Genomic DNA, 16565 nt, shown 5'->3' with positions numbered 1-16565 from the left:
GTTGCCTCCCGGGAGTCGATGCACCGTGAAGCCCAAGGTCCTCATCGTGGAGAACTCCTGGGCCATGCGTGAGACGCTGAGGCTGCTCTTGTCGGGTGAGTTCGACTGCACGGTGGCGGCGGATGGAGAGACGGGGCTCGCGCACGCGCTGGCGCAGCCGCCGGACGTGCTCCTGTCGGACGTGAACATGGAGGGCATCGACGGCTACGAGCTGTGCCGCCGCGTTCGCGCGGAGCCCTCCCTGATGCACCTGCCGGTGATGTTCGTCAGCGGCTACCCGCCGCGCACGGACCTGGAGCCCGGGCAGCCCCAGCCGGACGCGTACCTGGTCAAGCCGGTGAAGCCGCCGTACCTCATCGCGCAGCTGCACGCCGTGCTGCAGCGCGCGAGGGGCGCCACCGCCAAGGCCGCGGGCGAGGGCTGAACCGGACGGAGGCCCGGCGGATGCCGGACGGACGCCGGGGGCCTGGTGTCTCGGCGAGGACGCCCCGCGCTTCTGTCACTGACCTGGGACACGGGGAGGGCTATACCTTGCCCGAACTTCCCTTCCTCTCGTCCCGAGGTCTCCGCGTGCTCAACGCCTTCCCCCGCGTCCCGGCTCCCAAGAACGAGCCCGTCCTCTCCTACGCCCCCGGCACCCCGGAGCGCGCGGAGCTCCAGTCCACCCTCAAGCGCATGAGCGGGGAGCGCATCGAGATCCCCGTCGTCATCGGCGGCAAGCACGTGAAGTCCGGCAAGACGGACACCGTGCGCATGCCGCACCGGCACCAGCACGTGCTGGCCACCCTGCACGAGGCCGACGCCGGCCACGTGGAGCAGGCCATCCAGAACGCGATGAGCGTGAAGGAGGACTGGGCGCGGATGCCCTTCCACGCGAGAGCGGCCATCTTCCTGCGCGCCGCGGAGCTGCTCGCCACGCGCTACCGCCCGCTGCTCAACGCGTCCTCCATGGCGGGCCAGTCCAAGACGGCGCACCAGGCGGAGATCGACGCGTCGTGCGAGCTCATCGACTTCCTTCGCTACAACGTCCACTTCGCGCAGCAGATCCTGTCCATCCAGCCGGAGAACTCCGCGCAGACGTGGAACATGACGGACTACCGTCCGCTGGACGGGTTCGTCTTCGCCATCGCGCCGTTCAACTTCACCTCCATCGCGCTGAACCTCTGCCTGTCGCCCGCGCTGATGGGCAACGTGGTGCTGTGGAAGCCGTCCTCCACGCAGGCCCTGAGCGCCTGGTACAGCCTGGAGCTGATGCGCGAGGCGGGCCTGCCCGACGGCGTCATCAACATGCTGCCCGGTGACGGCCCCACGGTGGGCAACCCGGTGCTGGCGAGCCCCCACCTGGGCGGCATCCACTTCACCGGCTCCACGCCCACGTTCAACAACCTGTGGAAGACGGTGGGAGAGAACATCGGCCGCTACAAGCAGTACCCGCGGCTGGTGGGTGAGACGGGCGGCAAGGACTTCATCTTCGCGCACGCGTCCGCGGCGGACGACCTGGAGGCGCTCGCGGTCGCCATCGTGCGCGGCGGCTACGAGTACCAGGGCCAGAAGTGCAGCGCGGCCAGCCGCGTCTACGTGCCGGAGTCCCTGTGGCCCAAGCTGAAGCCCCGCCTCCAGGCGCTCATCAGCGAAATCAAGATGGGCGACGTGGCGGACTTCCGGAACTTCATGGGCGCCGTCATCGACGAGCGCTCGTTCAAGAAGGTCTCTTCGTACATCGAGCTGGCGAAGTCCGGCGGTGACGCGACCATCGTCGCGGGTGGCGGCACGGACAAGAGCGAGGGCTGGTACGTGCAGCCCACGCTGGTGCAGTGCAACAGCCCGCGCCACCGCATCATGACGGAGGAGATCTTCGCGCCGCTGGTCGGCGTGTACGTCTACCCGGACGCGAAGTTCGAGGAGACGCTGAAGGAGTGCGACCAGTCCGCGGCGTACGCGCTCACGGGCGCCATCTTCGCGCGCGACCGCAAGGTCATCGAGCAGATGATGAGCGGCCTGCGCAGCGCGGCGGGCAACTTCTACATCAACGACAAGCCCACGGGCGCGGTGGTGGGTCAGCAGCCCTTCGGCGGCAGCCGGGCTTCGGGCACCAACGACAAGTCCGGGTCGATGATCAACCTGTTCCGCTGGTCCAGCCCGCGCACCATCAAGGAGAACTTCGCGCCGCCCGTGAAGGTCCCCTACCCGTTCATGGACAGCGACCCGAAGGAAGGGGCCATCTAGTCCCATGAGCGGACCGTTCCCGGGCATCGCGGGGCTGGACACCTACGCGCTGGAGGACGGCGGCTGCCGCGTGGAGGTCATCCCCACGCGCGGCGCGCTCGTCACGCGCATGGTGGTGGACGGCGAGGACGTGCTCTATCTGGATGAGAGCACCGTCGCCGACCTCACGAAGAGCGTGCGCGGGGGCATCCCCGTGCTCTTTCCCAACGCCGGCCCCCTGCCCGGGGACACGTATCCGGCGGACCGCAAGGCGTACTCGCTGCCGCAGCACGGCTTCGCGCGGAAGCTGCCGTGGACGGTGCGCCAGGCGGAGGAGTCGCTGCTGGTGCTGGGGCTGTCGTCGTCGGAGGAGACGCTGCGCCAGTACCCGTGGGCCTTCGACGCGCAGCTGGCGTTCTCGCTGGTGGGCCGCAGGCTGACGCTGGACTTCGACCTGGAGAACCGGGACACGCGGCCCCTGCCGCTGCACCTGGGCTACCACCCGTACTTCCGCGTGCCGCAGGCCCAGAAGGCCCAGGCGCGCGTGGAGACGGACGCCACGCACGCGTGGGACAACCGCGCGAAGCACGAGGTGCCCTTCACCGGCCTGGACCTCACGGCGCAGGAGGTGGACATGCACCTGCGTGACCACTCCGCGCCGGGCACGGTGCTGGAGCGGGGCCCAAGCCTGACCCCCGTGAAGCTGTCGTGGAGCGGGGAGTTCCGCATGCTCGTCGTGTGGACGCTCACGGGGAAGGACTTCGTCTGCGTGGAGCCGTGGACGGCCGCCGCCGGGGCGCTGGCCACCGGCGAGGGCCTGCTGCACGTGGCCCCGGGCGAGCGCGTGTCGCTCGCGTTCGACATCGAGGCGTGAGGCTCCTTCGCCCCGCGCGCCTCAGGCGTGCGGGATGAGGGGCAGGCTCAGCGGGCCGCGCACGGTGAGGGAGGTGTTCCACCTCACCGGGCCCGTGGGCGTGAAGCGCGTGAAGCGGGACAAGAGCACCTCCAGGCCCACGCGCGCCTCCAGCCGGGCCAGCGGGGCGCCCAGGCAGAAGTGGATGCCGTGGCCGAAGGGCATGTTGTTCACGCCCTCGCGGTCCATGTCGAAGGTGTCCGGGTCCTTGAAGCGCTCGCCGTCGCGGCACGCGGAGCCGATCATCAGCGCCACGCGCGCGCCCTCCGGAATCACCACGCCCGCGACTTGCGTCTCCTTCGTGGTGACGCGCACCAGGCCGTGCACGGAGGGCTCGTAGCGCAGCACCTCCTCCACGAAGCGCCCCACTTGCGACGGGTTCTCGCGCAGCCGCGCAACCAGGTGCGGCTGCTCCATCAGCATGCGCACGCAGTGGCTGACGAGCTGCACGGTGGTCTCCAGGCCCGCCACCACCAGGAGGAACAGGAAGCTCATCAGCTCCGCGTCGCTGAGTTCCTCGCCGTCCACGCGCGACTTCACCAGGTCCGACACCATGTCGTCCTGCGGGTGGCGGCGGCGCTCGGCGACGACGTTGGACAGGTAGTCCTCCATCTCGCGCACAGTGGCCTTGATGGAGTCGTGCCGGTGGGTGTCCTTCTCCGTCGTGCCGGACACGCTGGACAGGTCCACCGACCAGCGCTTGTAGCGGGCCGTCATGGTGGGGTCCAAGGCGAAGAGCTCGCCAATCACGCTCGCGGGCAGCGGCATGGCGAAGGCGTCCACGAAGTCCACTTCGCGCTCCGGGGACAGCCGCTCCGCCAATATCTGCGCGAAGCTCCGGATGCGCGGCTCCAGCCGGTTCACCGCCGCGGGTGTCCACGCGCGGCTCACCAGCGTGCGCAGCCGCATGTGGTGCGGCGGGTCCATGACGATCATCGACTCGGAGAAGGGGTTGTGCCCCAGCCACGGCGGCGCGGTGGTCGTGCGCACCCCGGCCGAGGAGAACACCTGCGGGTTCTTGAAGGCCGCGGCCACGTCCTCGAAGCGGGTGATGGCCCAGAGCCCGCCGGGCTCCACCTGACACACCGGCGAGGTGCGGCGCAGCTCCGCGTAGACGGGGTAGGGATTGGCCCGGACTTCCGGCGCCATCAGGTTCACGCGTCCAGTCATGGAAGAATTTCCTTTCCCAGCTGGAAATCTATACCCGGTATACTGGCTGCTGAACAGAGGCGCCTCCTCCCCTCCCCGAGTCACCCTGTCCCGCTTCGAGGAGGCGGAGCAGTACCTGGGCGGGCTCGGGTTCCCGGTGAACGACAAGGTCATCCCGGGCGCGCAGCACTGCGCGTTCGACCAGGTGGGCCGCGTCACGGAAGCGTGGAACGAGGCCACCGCGCAGTAACCGTGGGTCCCCTGCTCCGCTTCTCGCGGTGATTCCATCGCAAGAAGCGGAGTGCGCGGGGGGAAGTCGAGTCCGTAGCGTCGCGCGCATCCTCTTGCTGGAGCCTGCATGCGCCTCTACGCGTACGTGCACCTGGCGCCGGAGGCGGGCGTGGACCTGGCGCCCTACCCGTCCGTGCGTGCGTGGCTGGAGCGAGTGAAGGCCCAGCCCGGCTTCCTGGGCCCTCTGACGCCCTACTCCGCGAACGCGCGCGTGCGCTGACGCGGACTACTCCTGCTTGGCGGCGACGGCCTCGCGGACCTCCGCGTGCGTCAGGAGGCGTGGCCAATGCCCTGGAACCGGGCGCTCCCGGGCTCACGGTTGGGAGCGCCACCACAGGCCCTTCAGCCCCGCCTGCTCACACGCCTGCCGTGCTTCCTCGGTGTAGCAGTAGTAGAGCAACTCGGGGACGAAGAACACGGGTGGGAGGCCTCCGGGTGGCGGGCGGAGCACGAGTGGCTCGGCGCCATCCTCTCCTAGGAATTCTTCTCCGCACCGATGGAAGGGCACGCCCTTCACGAGGGTGCGCTCCCGGTCGAGGCAGTCTGTCTGATCCAACAACTGGAGGATGACGAAGTCCTCGTTCTTCAGCGCAGGGTCCGTCACCGAATGCCAGGTCCGCCTCCGGGGGTACCCTTTGCTTACGAGGTGCCTGATGCGTTCCGAATAGATGACGGTGGGGATGAGGCGGTGGCGGAACGGGCCCACCGCTTCGAGCACGCGCACCATGCGTCGGGAGATCAGCAACCACCCCATGGGCGCGGTGAACAGGTGGTCGAGCCGGGCGGCGTTTTCCAGGTTGCCGACGAACTCGATGACCTCAGGCACGCCCTGCTGGCTCTGATAGTCGATGCCGGGCTCGAAGAACGTCGCGTTCTCGAAGCCGTCGAACTCGATGAGCGTGGCGTCATGGACATCTTCTTCCTCGATGTGGGCGGTATCAGCCGTCAATGCATACATCATGTGACGTGTGACTCCCCGTGGGAGGACAGCTCCAGCAAGGCCAGCTTCTTCCCCGTGAGCACCCTACCGCCGCGCTGCTCCTGGATCACCTTGATGACCGGCTCCTTCAGGCTTCCGGATTCGATGGCCTGGCGCAGTTCGTGCTCGACCTTGAGGAGGGCCTCCTCGATGACCTTGGGCGTCCAACTGGAGAGGGCGCCCCTTTTGGACAAATCCTTCCAGGCGGCCTCAAGCCGGGCACGCACGAATCTGCTGTAGATGGGATGGCTGCCCGAGTGGATGAGCTGGCCCTCCACATTGAGCCCGGAGTGCATGTCGAGGATGTTCGCCCCCCCGGTCAATCGTGTAGCCATTTACTCCTGCTCAGCGGCGACGACCTCACGGACCTCCGCGTCCGTGAGCCGCACCGCGGGCCCGTCTGCCTTCGCGTCCATGAGCCGCTTCGCCAGCAACTCCGTCACCGGCGCGAGCACGCTGAAGTGGGTCGCCCCAGGCACCGCGAGGAAGGCCAGCGGCGCGTCCTTCGCAGCCACGCGCAGCTGTTCGAACGCACCCATGTTGCCCTCGTCCGAGCCCTCGATGACCTGCGTGGGCACGCGCAGGTGCTCCACGTAGCTCACCGGGTTGCGCATCCACAGCTCCGGTCCCCGGGCCTGCGCCAGCAGCGGGACATAGTGCGCGTATCCCGACACGTCGGCCACCGGGCCGAATGCATAAGCGCCCTTCAGATGCGGTGACAGCACCGCCGCCATCAACGCCATCGTGCCGCCCGTGCTGTGCCCCGCCACGTAGATGCGCGCGGGGTCCACGTCCGGACGCTGCGCCACGAAGTCGATGGCGGCGACCACGTCATCCACCTCACCCATGAAGTATTCACGCGCACCGGGGTTGTCGTCCGAGCCGCGCAGCGAGGGCAGCATCAACACCAGCCCGGCCTCACGAAAGGCCCTCGCGCTCTGATCATTGCTCCGCGGTGAAGGCGCCCAGGCGAAGTCGTCGAGCCCCCAGTTGAAGCCGCCGTGGATCCACACCACCGCCGGCCGCTTCGCGCCTTCGCGCACGGGCGTGACGTAGGCCGCGTTGCTGCCCAGCGGCGCGGGATAGCGCACCAACTCGAAGAGCTCCTTCGGCGGCGTGGGCGCGGGTGCTCGCTGCGTGGGCTCCACCTTCAGCTGCGTGCGAAAGCTCTTTCGAAGATTCACGGACGTGGGCGGCGCGGGCTTGGAGCACGCGGCGAGAAACAGACAGGCGAACAGGAGGACCGAGCGGGAGGACATCATTCTGGGAATACGCAGTGAATCCGTGTCACGGGTCCGCAGCACATGCGGCTGCGTTCTGGAGGGTGGCTTGACAGCTCACGGCATCGCCGCTACTTCTTCTCACAGAATGTTCGTCACCTCCGCCATGTGCATGTGTTCGATGCCTGTTCCGGGTGGGCCCAAGCCCGCCGCGGCCGGCTGACGCACAGCCTGCCCCTGGCGAGCCAACCGGAGCCCACCCACCCGCGAGGGTCGGTGGGCTTCGTCGTTCCGGGCCTCCGCTCTCGCACCCCTGCCGAAGAGCGTCGCAGCGCCCACCGAGTCCTGAAGCCCTCCCCGCCGCCCGCAGTGCCCTGACGTCCCCACCACCCGTCCGCCTTCACGCACGCGCGTTCCTTCCGGAGCGACGCGAACAGGAGTCCCTTGCCATGAGCACGCCCCACAACGAACGCCCGCTGCACCCCGACACGCTCGCGCTGCACGCCGGCTACTCGCCCGACCCCACCACGGGCGCTCGCGCGGTGCCCATCTACCAGACCACGAGCTACCGCTTCCGCGACGCGGACCACGCCGCCGCCCTCTTCGGCCTCAAGGAGTTCGGCAACATCTACACGCGCATCACGAACCCCACGACGGACGTCTTCGAGAAGCGCATCGCCGCGCTCGAAGGCGGCGTGGGCGCGCTCGCGGTCGCGTCCGGACAGGCCGCGCAGACGCTGGGCATCCTCAACATCCTCAAGACGGGGGATGAAATCGTCTCCGGCGCCAGCCTCTACGGCGGCACGTACAACCTCTTCAAGGTGACGCTCGCGCGCCTGGGCATCACCACGAAGTTCGTGGACGCGGGCAACCCGGACGCGTTCCGCCAGGCCATTGGCCCGAAGACGAAGGCGCTCTACCTGGAGTCGCTGGGCAACCCGCGCCTGGACGTGCCGGACTTCGACGCCATTGGCGCCGTGGCGCGCGAGGCGGGCCTGCCCCTCTTCGTGGACAACACCGCGCTGTCCCCCGCCCTCTTCAACCCGCTGCGCCACGGCGCGAACATCGTGCTGCACAGCGCGACGAAGTACATCGGCGGCCACGGCACCTCCATTGGCGGCGTCATCGTGGACGGCGGCAACTTCCCCTGGGAGAACGGCAAGTTCCCGGAGCTGACCGAGCCCAACCCCGGCTACCACGGCCTGCGCCTGCGCGAGGCCTTCGGGCCCGCGGCCTTCATCCTCAAGGCCCGCCTGGAGGGCCTGCGTGACCTCGGCCCCGCGCTCAGCCCCTTCAACGCGCACGCGTTCATCCTGGGCCTGGAGACGCTGCGGCTGCGGCTGGAGCGCCACTCGCAGAACGCGCTCGCGGTGGCGAAGTGGCTCAAGCAGCACAAGAAGGTGGAGTGGGTGCGCTACCCGGGCCTGGAGGACGACCCCTCGTTCCCCAACGCGAAGAAGTACCTGCACGGCGGCTTCGGCGGGCTCGTCACCTTCGGCGTGAAGGGCGGGCTGGCCGCCGGGCGCAAGGTGATTGACGGCGTGAAGCTGTGGAGCCTGCTCGCGAACATCGGCGACACGCGCTCGCTCATCATCCACCCCGCGTCCACCACGCACGAACAGCTCACCCCGGCGGAGCGCGCCAGCACGGGCGTCACCGACGACCTGGTGCGCCTGTCCGTGGGCATCGAGCACCTGGACGACATCGTGGCCGACCTCGACCAGTCCCTGAGCGCGGTCTGACGCCATGCGACCCGTGAGGCCTGGCCAGGAAATCCCCCCGCGCGCGGAGACCCCGCGCGTCTTCGACATGTCGCTGCCGGACCTGCCGCTGGAGGCCGGCGCCCGCGTGGCGCCCCACCTCGTGCGCGGCTGGTGGTGGGGGCCCCCGGAGGACCTCGCGTGGTTGCAGTCCCGTGCCCGTGTGCATTCGGAGGAGGCGACGCGCGAAGGCCGGCTGCGCGTGGTGCGGAGGACCGCCTCCGAGCTGCGCGACGCAGCCTCCGAGCTGCGCGACGCGCGCCGCATCGGCCTCCGCCGCGCGCCGGATCCGGTGCCCACCGTGCTGCTGGTGCACGCGCTCACCGGGGACATGAACGCCGGAGGAGAAGGCGGCTGGTGGGCGCCCGTCATCGGGCATGGCCGGCCGTTGGATCCTTCGCGCGTGCGGCTGTTGTGCTTCAACAACCTGGGCTCCTGCTACGGCACCTCCGGCCCCGCGGACGAGGGCTTCCCGCAGCGCACCGACGACACGCGCTTCGGCCCGGCGCCGGTGCTGCCCAAGGGCGACCTGCGCCTGGATGAGCGCAGCCTCCCCGCGACCCTCACGCCGTGGGACCAGGCACGCTCCATCCTCGCGGCGCTGGACGCGCTGGGCGTGGATGAGGTGGCGCTCGTCACCGGCGGCTCGCTGGGAGGCATGGTGGTGCTGTGCCTGGCGGCGCTCGCGCCAGAGCGCTTCCAGCGCATGGTGCCCATCGCGACAGCGGAGGCCGCGTCCGCGTGGGTGGTGGGATGGAACCACGTGGCCCGGCAGGCCGTGCTGCTCGACCCCGAATATCCCGAGTCTCCCCGGCGAGGCCTGGAGCTGGCCCGCCAGTTGGCGACGCTCACCTATCGCGCGGAGGCCGGGCTGGAGGCGCTCCAGCCGCGTCCGCAGGCGTGGTCGTCACGCGCGCTGTACCCGGTGGAGAGCTACCTGGAGTACCAGGGCACGAAGCTGGAGGCGCGCTTCGACGCGCGGTCCTACCTGGCGCTGCTCGGCGCCATGGACCACCACGACCTCACGCGCGTGCCCACGCCGAACGGCGGGCCCGGCGTGGACCGCATCCGCGCGAGCACGCTCACCGTCGGCATCGATCGGGACGCCCTCTTCCCTCCCGAGCACATGAAGAACCTGTCCCGCCGCCTGCGCGCGCAGGGACTGCATGCCGAGTACGCGGCCCTGTGCAGCGCGCACGGCCACGACGGCTTCCTCATCGAATGGGACGCGCTCGCGCCCCTGCTGGTCCGCGCGCTGGCCCTGCCTCCGGGCGTGGGCCGTGACGCCCTCTCCTCCACTGCCGGCGTCCGCGCCCGGAAGACCTCATGACCGCCCCTGTGAGCATCACCCGTTACGCGCCCTTCCTGCTCGACACCGCCCAGGGACTCGCGTCCGTGGCCACGCACCTGTCGCGCCACGACGCGGGCAGCACGCGCGCCGCCATCGTGTCCTCGCCGCCCTGGCTCGCAGCGGGGCTGGAGTCCGCGCTGTCCATCGCGTTGAAGGGCAACTCCACGCTGGCCCGGCAGGAGCTGGATGGCCTGCTCGCGCGAGGCCTGTTGATGCTGGAGGAGGCCGAGCGCCGGCTGGGCGCGCCCCCGGGCTCCACGTCGGTGGAGGCGGACGGCACGCGCACGCGGGCATCACTGCTGGAGCCCGCGCGCCGCGCGCTGGATGGCGCGAGCCTGGTGCGTGAACGGCGGCCCGCGCTGGAGGACGTGGTGCGCGGCACCGGCGAGCGGCTGACGGCGGCGCTGCTGGCGAGGCTGCTGGGCGCGCGCGGCGTGCCGTCGCTGGAGGTGGACGCGGCGGACTGGACGGTGACGGAGGGTGAGCCCGGACAAGCGCGAGTGAACCGCGAGCACACCCGCGCCCGGGTGGCCACACTGCGTCCTTCGTGGGAGGGGCGGCTGACGTTGCACGCGGGTGGCCGGGGGACGGCGGTGGATGGCCGCTCCACGACGCTGGGCGTGGAGGGCGCGGATGAGACGGCGGCGGTGCTGTCCGTGCTGCTGGGCACGCCGCTGACGCTGTGGACGGACGTGCCCGGGGTGATGACGGCGGATCCGCTGCACGTGGCGGATGCGCGGCCGGTGCCACACCTGAGCTACACGGAGGCGCTGGAGCTGGTGTACCTGGGCCTGCCCACGCTGCACCCGCGCGCGCTGTCCACGCTGCGCGACGCGGACATCCCGCTGCGCGTGCGCCACCTGCAACAGCCCGACGAGCCCGGAACGCTCATCGACGTGCGCGGCGCGGGCAACGGCACCGTGCCCACGTGCGTGGTGTCCCTGGAGGACCTGGCGCTGCTGGGCCTGGAGGGAGGCACGGAGGAAGCGGCGCGGCCGGTGGGGCCTCGCGCGTTGCAAGCGCTGGAGGCCTCGGGCATCGACGCGTGGATGGCGGCGCAGTCGTCGCCGGGGCGCTCGGTGGCGGTGGTGTTGCGGCGGGCGCACGCGGCCCGCGCGGAGGAGGTGCTGCGGCGGGAGCTGGCGCCCGAGTTGGAGCGCGGCGCGTTGCAGCCGCCACAGGTGCGCGCGCCGGTGACGCAGGTGGCGCTGGTGGCGGAGGCCATGGGCCAGGGCGCCAATGTGGCGGGACGGCTGTTCCAACCGCTGGGCGCGCTGGGCGTCAACGTGCGCGCCATCGCGCAGACGGCGAGCGCTCGCTCCATCTCGTTCATCGTGGACGGGGCGGAGACGGCGCTGACCGTGCGCACGGTGCACGCGGCCTTCCACTTCGCGCATGAAGAGGTGAGCCTGCTGGTGCTGGGCCATGGCGTGGTAGGCAGCCAGCTACTGGAGCAGCTGCGCACGCTGCAGGAGACGCTGGCGCAGGGGCACGGCATCCAGCTCAACCTGGTGGGGCTCGCGGACAGCCGGCGGGTGCTCTTCTCCCCGGAGGGCATCCCGCTGAAGCAGTGGCGCGAGCGCATCCAGTCCGTGCCCGAGGGCGCGTCACCTCCCGTGGTGCGCGCGCTGCTGGAGCCGCTGCGCCGGCTGCCCGTGCCGGTGCTGGTGGACTGCACAGCGGCGGGGGGGATGGAGGAGCTGTACCTGGAGGCGTTCCGCAGCGGCATCCACGTGGTGGCGGCGAACAAGAAGCCGCTGACCCAGCCGCTCGAGGTCTGGGAGCGGCTGCGGAGCACCGCGCACCTGAACCACCGCGCGTACCACTACGAGACGACGGTGGGCGCGGGGCTGCCGGTCATCCAGACGCTGAAGGACCTGGTGCGCACGGGAGACCGGGTGCACGGCGTGGAGGGTTCGTTCTCCGGAACGCTCGGCTACCTGAGCCAGCAGCTGATGGACGGCGTGCCGCTGTCGAAGGCGGTGCGCACGGCGCGCGAGAAGGGCTTCACGGAGCCGCACCCGCGCGAGGACCTGGCGGGCACGGACGCCGCGCGCAAGGCGCTCATCCTCGCGCGTGAGCAGGGCTTGAGCCTGTCGATGGAAGACGTGGAGGTGGAGCCGTTCGTGCCGCGCGAGTACCTGGAGGAGGCGGACGTGGAGCGCTTCCTCGTGGGACTGGAGAAGCTGGACCGGACGTTCACCTCGCGCGTCGAGGGACTGCGCGCGGAGGGCAAGGTGCTGCGCTACCTGGCGCGCATCGACCCGGCGGCGAAGGACGGGCCGGTGCTGCGGGTGGGACCGGTGGCGGTGCCGAAGGAGCATCCGGCGACGCGGCTGCGCGGCTCGGAGGGGTTCGTGGCCTTCTCCACGGAGCGCTACGCGGACTACCCGCTGCTGGTCCAGGGCGCGGGGGCAGGCGGCCCTGTCACTGCGGCGGGCGTCCTCGCGGACATCCTGAAGATCGCCCAGAACCTGCGGGGGCGATAGGCCGACTCAGTAGCCGACGTAGCCGCTGCCTCCGTTCATCGCCTGGATGCCCGGCGTGTTGGACACGGAGCCGTAGCGGTCCACCGCGTAGCGCACGGCCGCGATGATGTTGTCCACCGGGTTGCGGATGTTGTCGTGGCCCGGGAGCTTGAACGCGTCGAACGTCGGCTGGATGGTCTGCATCAGGCCGATGGAGGGGTGGCCATCCTTGGCGTTCTGGTCCCAGAGGTTGATGGCGTTCGGGTTCCCGCTGGACTCGTGCTGGATGATCTTCGCGATGTCCTGCGGGTTCATCTTGTCCACCGGGACGCCAGCGGCCTTGAGGATGTCCATGGCCTGCTTGATCCAGTCGCCCACCTCGCCCTTCTGGGCGTCCCCGGTGGCACCGGCCGACTGGGTGGAGCCGGCCTGGACCGAATCACCCGCGCCCGGCGCGCCGCCCGTGCTGGACGCACCGTCGGCGCTGGGAACGCCACACCTGCTGGGCGCACCGGACACGCCCGACGGCGCCTGGGCTCCGGCCGCGCCGTCCACGGGGGCAGCGGCGCCGCCCACCTGGGTCTGGAGAAGTTGGACGAGCTGCTGCAGCTGCTTCGCCACGTCCTCGAGCCCCTCCGCGAACTGCTTCCACTGCGCGCCCTTCGCGGGGCCCGCGCTGAAGCCGTCCTGCTGGAACGAGGACACCGAGGCCGAACCCGGCTTCTGGCAGGAACCGCCCTGCACCCTGCCGCCGGACACGGCATCCGGACGGGAGGCGAAGTCCTGGGAGGGGACGCGGAAGGAAGCGAGGCGGGCGGAACCGGGCGCGGGGACCATGGGGATTTCCTCGGGAGCTTGAGTGCTGCTGACGAGGAACACCTACAGCAGGGGACATGCCAACCCATGGGCCGACACCTGCTCGAGGCCAAGTGCTTGATGTCCTTGGAAACGCGAGAGGCGCGGTGGGACGGACCGGGGCCCGTCCCTGGTGACTGGAGTCACCGCTCGCCAACAGCGGTCACCAGCCGCGCTGCGCCCTACTTCGTGCGCCCGGCCTTCTTCGCGGCCACGGCCTTCTTCGCGGCCACGGCCTTCTTCGCGGCCACGGCCTTCTTCGCGGCCACGGCCTTCTTCGCGACCGGAGCCTTCTTCGCACCGCCCGCCTTCTTCACGGCCCGGGGCTGCTTCGCGGCCACGGCCTTCTTCGTGCCTCGCGCGGGGCCGTGCTTCTTCAGCAAGGCCTCGCCCTGCTTCGCGAGCCCCTGCTCCAGCGCGGGAGGCTTCTTCGCGCCCTTCCTCCCCGCGGGCTCGCGCTTCGGAGCCCCTTCGCGGGTCACCTCCACGGTCCGTCCGGAGAAGGCGTTCCAGCCCTCCAGTGCACGCGTCCAGCGCGCCAGCAGCTTCTCACGCGCATCCGCGTCCGGCAGCCCTTCCGCATGCAGCGCCACGGTGACGCCATGCACCGACGGCAACACGCGAAGCTGCACGGTGCGCGCACGGGGCCAGTCGTCCCGCTCCAAACGCAGGCGCAGCTGCCTGGGCGGGACCTGACGCACCACCGTGATGCGCGTCCCATCCGCGAGCGCGACCTGCTCGCCCTCCGTCAGCGCCTGGGCGCCGCCCCCAACCCAGCGGGCCAGTCCCGACGCCTCGCCCCACGCGGCCCAGGCCATCTCCGAGCCCACCGCGAAGGAGCGCCGCACCCCTGCCTGGTAGCCGCCCTCCAAAGTCCGACCTGTCGACATAGATGCCCCTGGATACTGGCCGTGGAAGCTCACCCCGTGGGGCGATAGCCCGGCATGAGGAAGTTGTCGTGGTCCGCGTACGCCGGCGCGTCCGCCTCACCGGTGAAGGCGCGCAGGGCGCAGTACTCCGGATAGGACGCCTGGACGGTGATCTGATCCCCCACCTGGAGGACCACGTCACCGTTCGGGTGCAGCGTCTCCTCTTCGCCCCGGATGAGCGACAGGGCCAGCCCGCCGAAGCGGTCGCGCACCTGGGAGATGTTCATCCCCGGCAGCCCTTCGCGCACCACGAACAGCGACACCACCATCAGGTGCTTGCCGATGCGGAACGAGTGGACGAGCCGCGGATCCAACGCCGCCAGCGCCATGGCGGGCGCGGCCAGCGAGGAGCTGGACAGGGCCTCCGCCTTGAACGTGTCGCGCACCTTCGCGCCCAGGTCGTCGTCGAACAGGCGGATGACCACCCGGATGCCGGGGTTCAGCCGCCGCGCGTCCAGCGCGATGTTCAGGTTCGCCAGGTCGTCATCCGTGGCGCAGACGATGGCGGACGCCTTCTTCACGTGCGTGCGCGGCAGGCACAGCGGGCTGCGCGTGTCGTCGATGAGCAGCGGGATGTTCTCGTCGCGCAGCGCGGACACGAACGTCGCGTCCTCGCGCTTCTCCACCACGACGACGTCCTTGCCCATCTCCCGCAGCTGCGTCACCACGCGGTAGCCCACGCGTCCCGCGCCGCACACCACGACGTGGCCCTTCATCGTTTCGGACACCACGGAGACCCACTCCTTGTCGTTCTTGTGCCGCGCGAAGAAGAGGTACGCGAAGCGCACCACGCCATCCACCACCAGCGCGATGCTGACCGGCGGGATGAGGATGTTGAGCGCCTCCACGAACAAGTCGCTCACGTAGGGCAGCGACGGCTGGCCGAAGAGCAGGAAGTAGACGTGGTGCAGCGCCTCTCCGTAGGAGATGCGGCCCCCGTCCGGCCCCACGTAGCGCCAGTGGTACAGCGCCGGCCCCACCCCGAAGATGACCGCCGCGAGCAGCAACGTGCTGCGGAACCTCCGCGACAGCGCGCGCAGGTACCGCAGGTCCATCATCAGGCGCGCGGCGGGGCTCTTCATGCGCGCGGGAGTCTACGCCGCCGGGGTGATGTCCGTGGAGGCTTCCGCCTTCGAACGGCGCTTCTCGATGAGCCACACCGCCAGCACGCCCAGCTCGTAGCAGAGCAGCATGGGGCCCGCCATGAGCGACAGGTTCACCACGTCACCCGTGGGCGTCAGGATCGCCGCCGCGATGAGGCACACCACGAACGCGTGGCGCTGGTAGCGGATGAGGAAGCTCGACTGCACCACCCCGACGATGCCCAAGAGCGCCATCACCAGCGGCAGCTCGAAGATGACGCCGAAGGCGAGGATGAGCAGCAGCACCAGCGACAGCTGCTCGTTCATGGTCAGCATGGGCCGCGTCCAGCGCGCGGCCTCCGCTTCGGCGTGGCCCCTGGCCAGCTCCTTCTGCAGCCGCCACAGGCCGGACATCTCCTCGGCGCGCGTGGGCGCCACGCCCGCGAGCAGGCTGGCCGCCTGGTCCATGGCCGCCTCCGACGCGACGTAGTCCTGCTTGCCGAAGGCCGTCACCGCCTCCACGCGCTTCTCCACCGCCTGGCGCAGCACGCCGCGCGCGGGCACACCCAGCCCGTCCGCGGCCGCGTCCAGCAGGTCGCCCAGGCCCTTGAGGCGCGCGGTGAGCTCCACGCTCTTCGCGGTCGCCACCTCCGGGTCCTTCACCTGGCCTTCACCCACGGCCGTCAGCGCGGCGCTGGTCTCCCTGGCCACGTGGCCGGCGCGCTCCACCTCGCCAATGCGCAGGAAGCGCAGCGCGTCCTCGCCGCCCATGCGCGCGGTGTCCATGCGCTGCTCCAGGGCGAGCGTCTCCTCCTCGTTGAGGAGGAACTTGAACATGGAGGGCAGCACCAGGAAGTAGCAGAACATCGAGCCCACGATGAACGCGACGGAGCCCAGCACCACGAAGGGCGACGCGTACTTGCGCTCCTCCGGGTAGAGCCCCGGCGACACGAAGCCCCAGATCTGCCAGAGGATGACGGGCGTGGTGAGGAAGATGCCGCAGTACACGCCCACCTTCATCAGCACGTTGATTTCTTCGATGCCGGATGTGTAGACGAGCGAGCGCCCTTCCGGGGGCAGCGCGTCCAGCACCGGCCGCATCAACACGCCGAAGATGGGCTTGGCGAAGATGAGCGACACGGCGCCCAGCACGAGCACCGCGAGCGAACACTTCACGAGCCGCGAGCGCAGCTCCGTGAGGTGCTCCGCCAGGCTCATCCGGAAATCCGACAGGTCAACCCCTTGGCGATTCAGGGCTCAGCTCCGTTTCGGCGCGTTGCGCGCCACCGTGCCCGGGATGGGGGCGAGTTGCGGAAGGCCGTTCTCGTCCTGCGCCGGCGCCCCACCCGCCTGCGCCGCGGCC

The 16565-nt window shown here is 70.3% G+C and carries 16 protein-coding genes; 8 read left to right on the top strand and 8 right to left on the bottom strand.

The features are described 5' to 3' along the window. The first annotated feature begins 25 nt into the window (after positions 1-25). The 3 genes from D7W82_RS22095 (at position 26) to D7W82_RS22085 (ending at position 3079) form a co-directional block, all read left to right on the top strand. On the top strand, positions 26-424 hold the full coding sequence (locus tag D7W82_RS22095; RefSeq protein WP_120620244.1) for a response regulator transcription factor: 399 nt from the start codon (positions 26-28) through the stop codon (positions 422-424). 146 nt (positions 425-570) lie between these two features. After that, complete coding sequence (gene pruA, locus D7W82_RS22090; RefSeq protein WP_120620243.1) at positions 571-2226, top strand: L-glutamate gamma-semialdehyde dehydrogenase; 1656 nt, start codon at positions 571-573, stop codon at positions 2224-2226. 4 nt (positions 2227-2230) lie between these two features. Beyond that, a complete protein-coding gene (locus D7W82_RS22085) occupies positions 2231-3079 on the top strand; it encodes an aldose epimerase (RefSeq protein WP_120620242.1) in 849 nt (282 codons plus the stop codon). 21 nt (positions 3080-3100) lie between these two features. Here the strand turns inward: D7W82_RS22085 and D7W82_RS22080 are convergent, their stop codons facing one another. Then, a complete protein-coding gene (locus D7W82_RS22080; RefSeq protein ID WP_120620241.1) occupies positions 3101-4288 on the bottom strand; it encodes a cytochrome P450 in 1188 nt (395 codons plus the stop codon). Between D7W82_RS22080 and D7W82_RS40130 the strand changes: the two genes are divergently transcribed. Together D7W82_RS40130 and D7W82_RS22075 are read left to right on the top strand one after the other, a co-directional pair. Continuing rightward, complete coding sequence (locus D7W82_RS40130; protein ID WP_147439458.1) at positions 4287-4517, top strand: hypothetical protein; 231 nt, start codon at positions 4287-4289, stop codon at positions 4515-4517. The two genes, D7W82_RS22080 and D7W82_RS40130, sit on opposite strands and share 2 nt — an antisense overlap. 108 nt (positions 4518-4625) lie before the next feature. Continuing rightward, positions 4626-4778 carry a hypothetical protein gene (locus D7W82_RS22075; protein ID WP_199727806.1) on the top strand — a complete coding sequence of 51 codons (153 nt, stop codon included), beginning with the start codon at positions 4626-4628 and terminating at the stop codon, positions 4776-4778. Between the two features lie 93 nt (positions 4779-4871). Here the strand turns inward: D7W82_RS22075 and D7W82_RS41030 are convergent, their stop codons facing one another. Genes D7W82_RS41030 through D7W82_RS22060 form a run of 3 tightly spaced genes read right to left on the bottom strand, consistent with a single transcriptional unit; the run spans position 4872 to position 6799 of the window. After that, positions 4872-5516, bottom strand: a complete 645-nt coding sequence (locus D7W82_RS41030; protein ID WP_233587853.1) for a hypothetical protein — start codon at positions 5514-5516, stop codon at positions 4872-4874. Then, positions 5516-5872 carry a hypothetical protein gene (locus D7W82_RS22065; RefSeq protein ID WP_120620240.1) on the bottom strand — a complete coding sequence of 119 codons (357 nt, stop codon included), beginning with the start codon at positions 5870-5872 and terminating at the stop codon, positions 5516-5518. Before D7W82_RS22065 ends, D7W82_RS41030 begins: the two co-directional genes overlap by 1 nt. Further along, entirely contained in the window at positions 5873-6799 is a 927-nt protein-coding gene (locus D7W82_RS22060; RefSeq protein ID WP_120620239.1) for a S9 family peptidase, read from the bottom strand. A gap of 407 nt (positions 6800-7206) precedes the next feature. Between D7W82_RS22060 and D7W82_RS22055 the strand changes: the two genes are divergently transcribed. From D7W82_RS22055 to D7W82_RS22045, 3 genes are read left to right on the top strand one after another with little or no spacing between them, the layout of a single operon-like run. Continuing rightward, the gene (locus tag D7W82_RS22055) at positions 7207-8499 is read left to right on the top strand and encodes an O-acetylhomoserine aminocarboxypropyltransferase/cysteine synthase family protein (RefSeq protein ID WP_120620238.1); all 1293 of its coding nucleotides are present in this window, start codon (positions 7207-7209) and stop codon (positions 8497-8499) included. Between the two features lie 4 nt (positions 8500-8503). Continuing rightward, complete coding sequence (locus tag D7W82_RS22050) at positions 8504-9847, top strand: alpha/beta fold hydrolase (protein WP_120620237.1); 1344 nt, start codon at positions 8504-8506, stop codon at positions 9845-9847. Continuing rightward, positions 9844-12357: a bifunctional aspartate kinase/homoserine dehydrogenase I gene (locus tag D7W82_RS22045; protein ID WP_120620236.1), complete on the top strand. Its 2514-nt coding sequence runs from the start codon at positions 9844-9846 to the stop codon at positions 12355-12357. Before D7W82_RS22050 ends, D7W82_RS22045 begins: the two co-directional genes overlap by 4 nt. Positions 12358-12363: 6 nt before the next feature. Here the strand turns inward: D7W82_RS22045 and D7W82_RS22040 are convergent, their stop codons facing one another. From D7W82_RS22040 to D7W82_RS22025, 4 genes are all read right to left on the bottom strand, one after another. After that, entirely contained in the window at positions 12364-13173 is an 810-nt protein-coding gene (locus D7W82_RS22040) for a transglycosylase SLT domain-containing protein (RefSeq protein WP_120620235.1), read from the bottom strand. Positions 13174-13373: 200 nt separating this feature from the next. After that, positions 13374-14081 carry a hypothetical protein gene (locus D7W82_RS40585; RefSeq protein WP_158617707.1) on the bottom strand — a complete coding sequence of 236 codons (708 nt, stop codon included), beginning with the start codon at positions 14079-14081 and terminating at the stop codon, positions 13374-13376. Positions 14082-14110: 29 nt separating this feature from the next. Further along, complete coding sequence (locus D7W82_RS22030) at positions 14111-15202, bottom strand: TrkA family potassium uptake protein (protein WP_120620233.1); 1092 nt, start codon at positions 15200-15202, stop codon at positions 14111-14113. A 12-nt stretch (positions 15203-15214) separates the two neighbouring features. Next, on the bottom strand, positions 15215-16420 hold the full coding sequence (locus D7W82_RS22025; RefSeq protein WP_120620232.1) for a twin-arginine translocase subunit TatC: 1206 nt from the start codon (positions 16418-16420) through the stop codon (positions 15215-15217). Positions 16421-16565 lie beyond the last annotated feature (145 nt).

This window comes from Corallococcus sp. CA049B (assembly GCF_003611685.1).
Classification (GTDB): Bacteria; Myxococcota; Myxococcia; order Myxococcales; family Myxococcaceae; genus Corallococcus; species Corallococcus coralloides.
The sequence above is the reverse complement of the archived record's forward strand: the minus strand, read 5'-3'. Positions and strand labels throughout refer to the sequence as shown.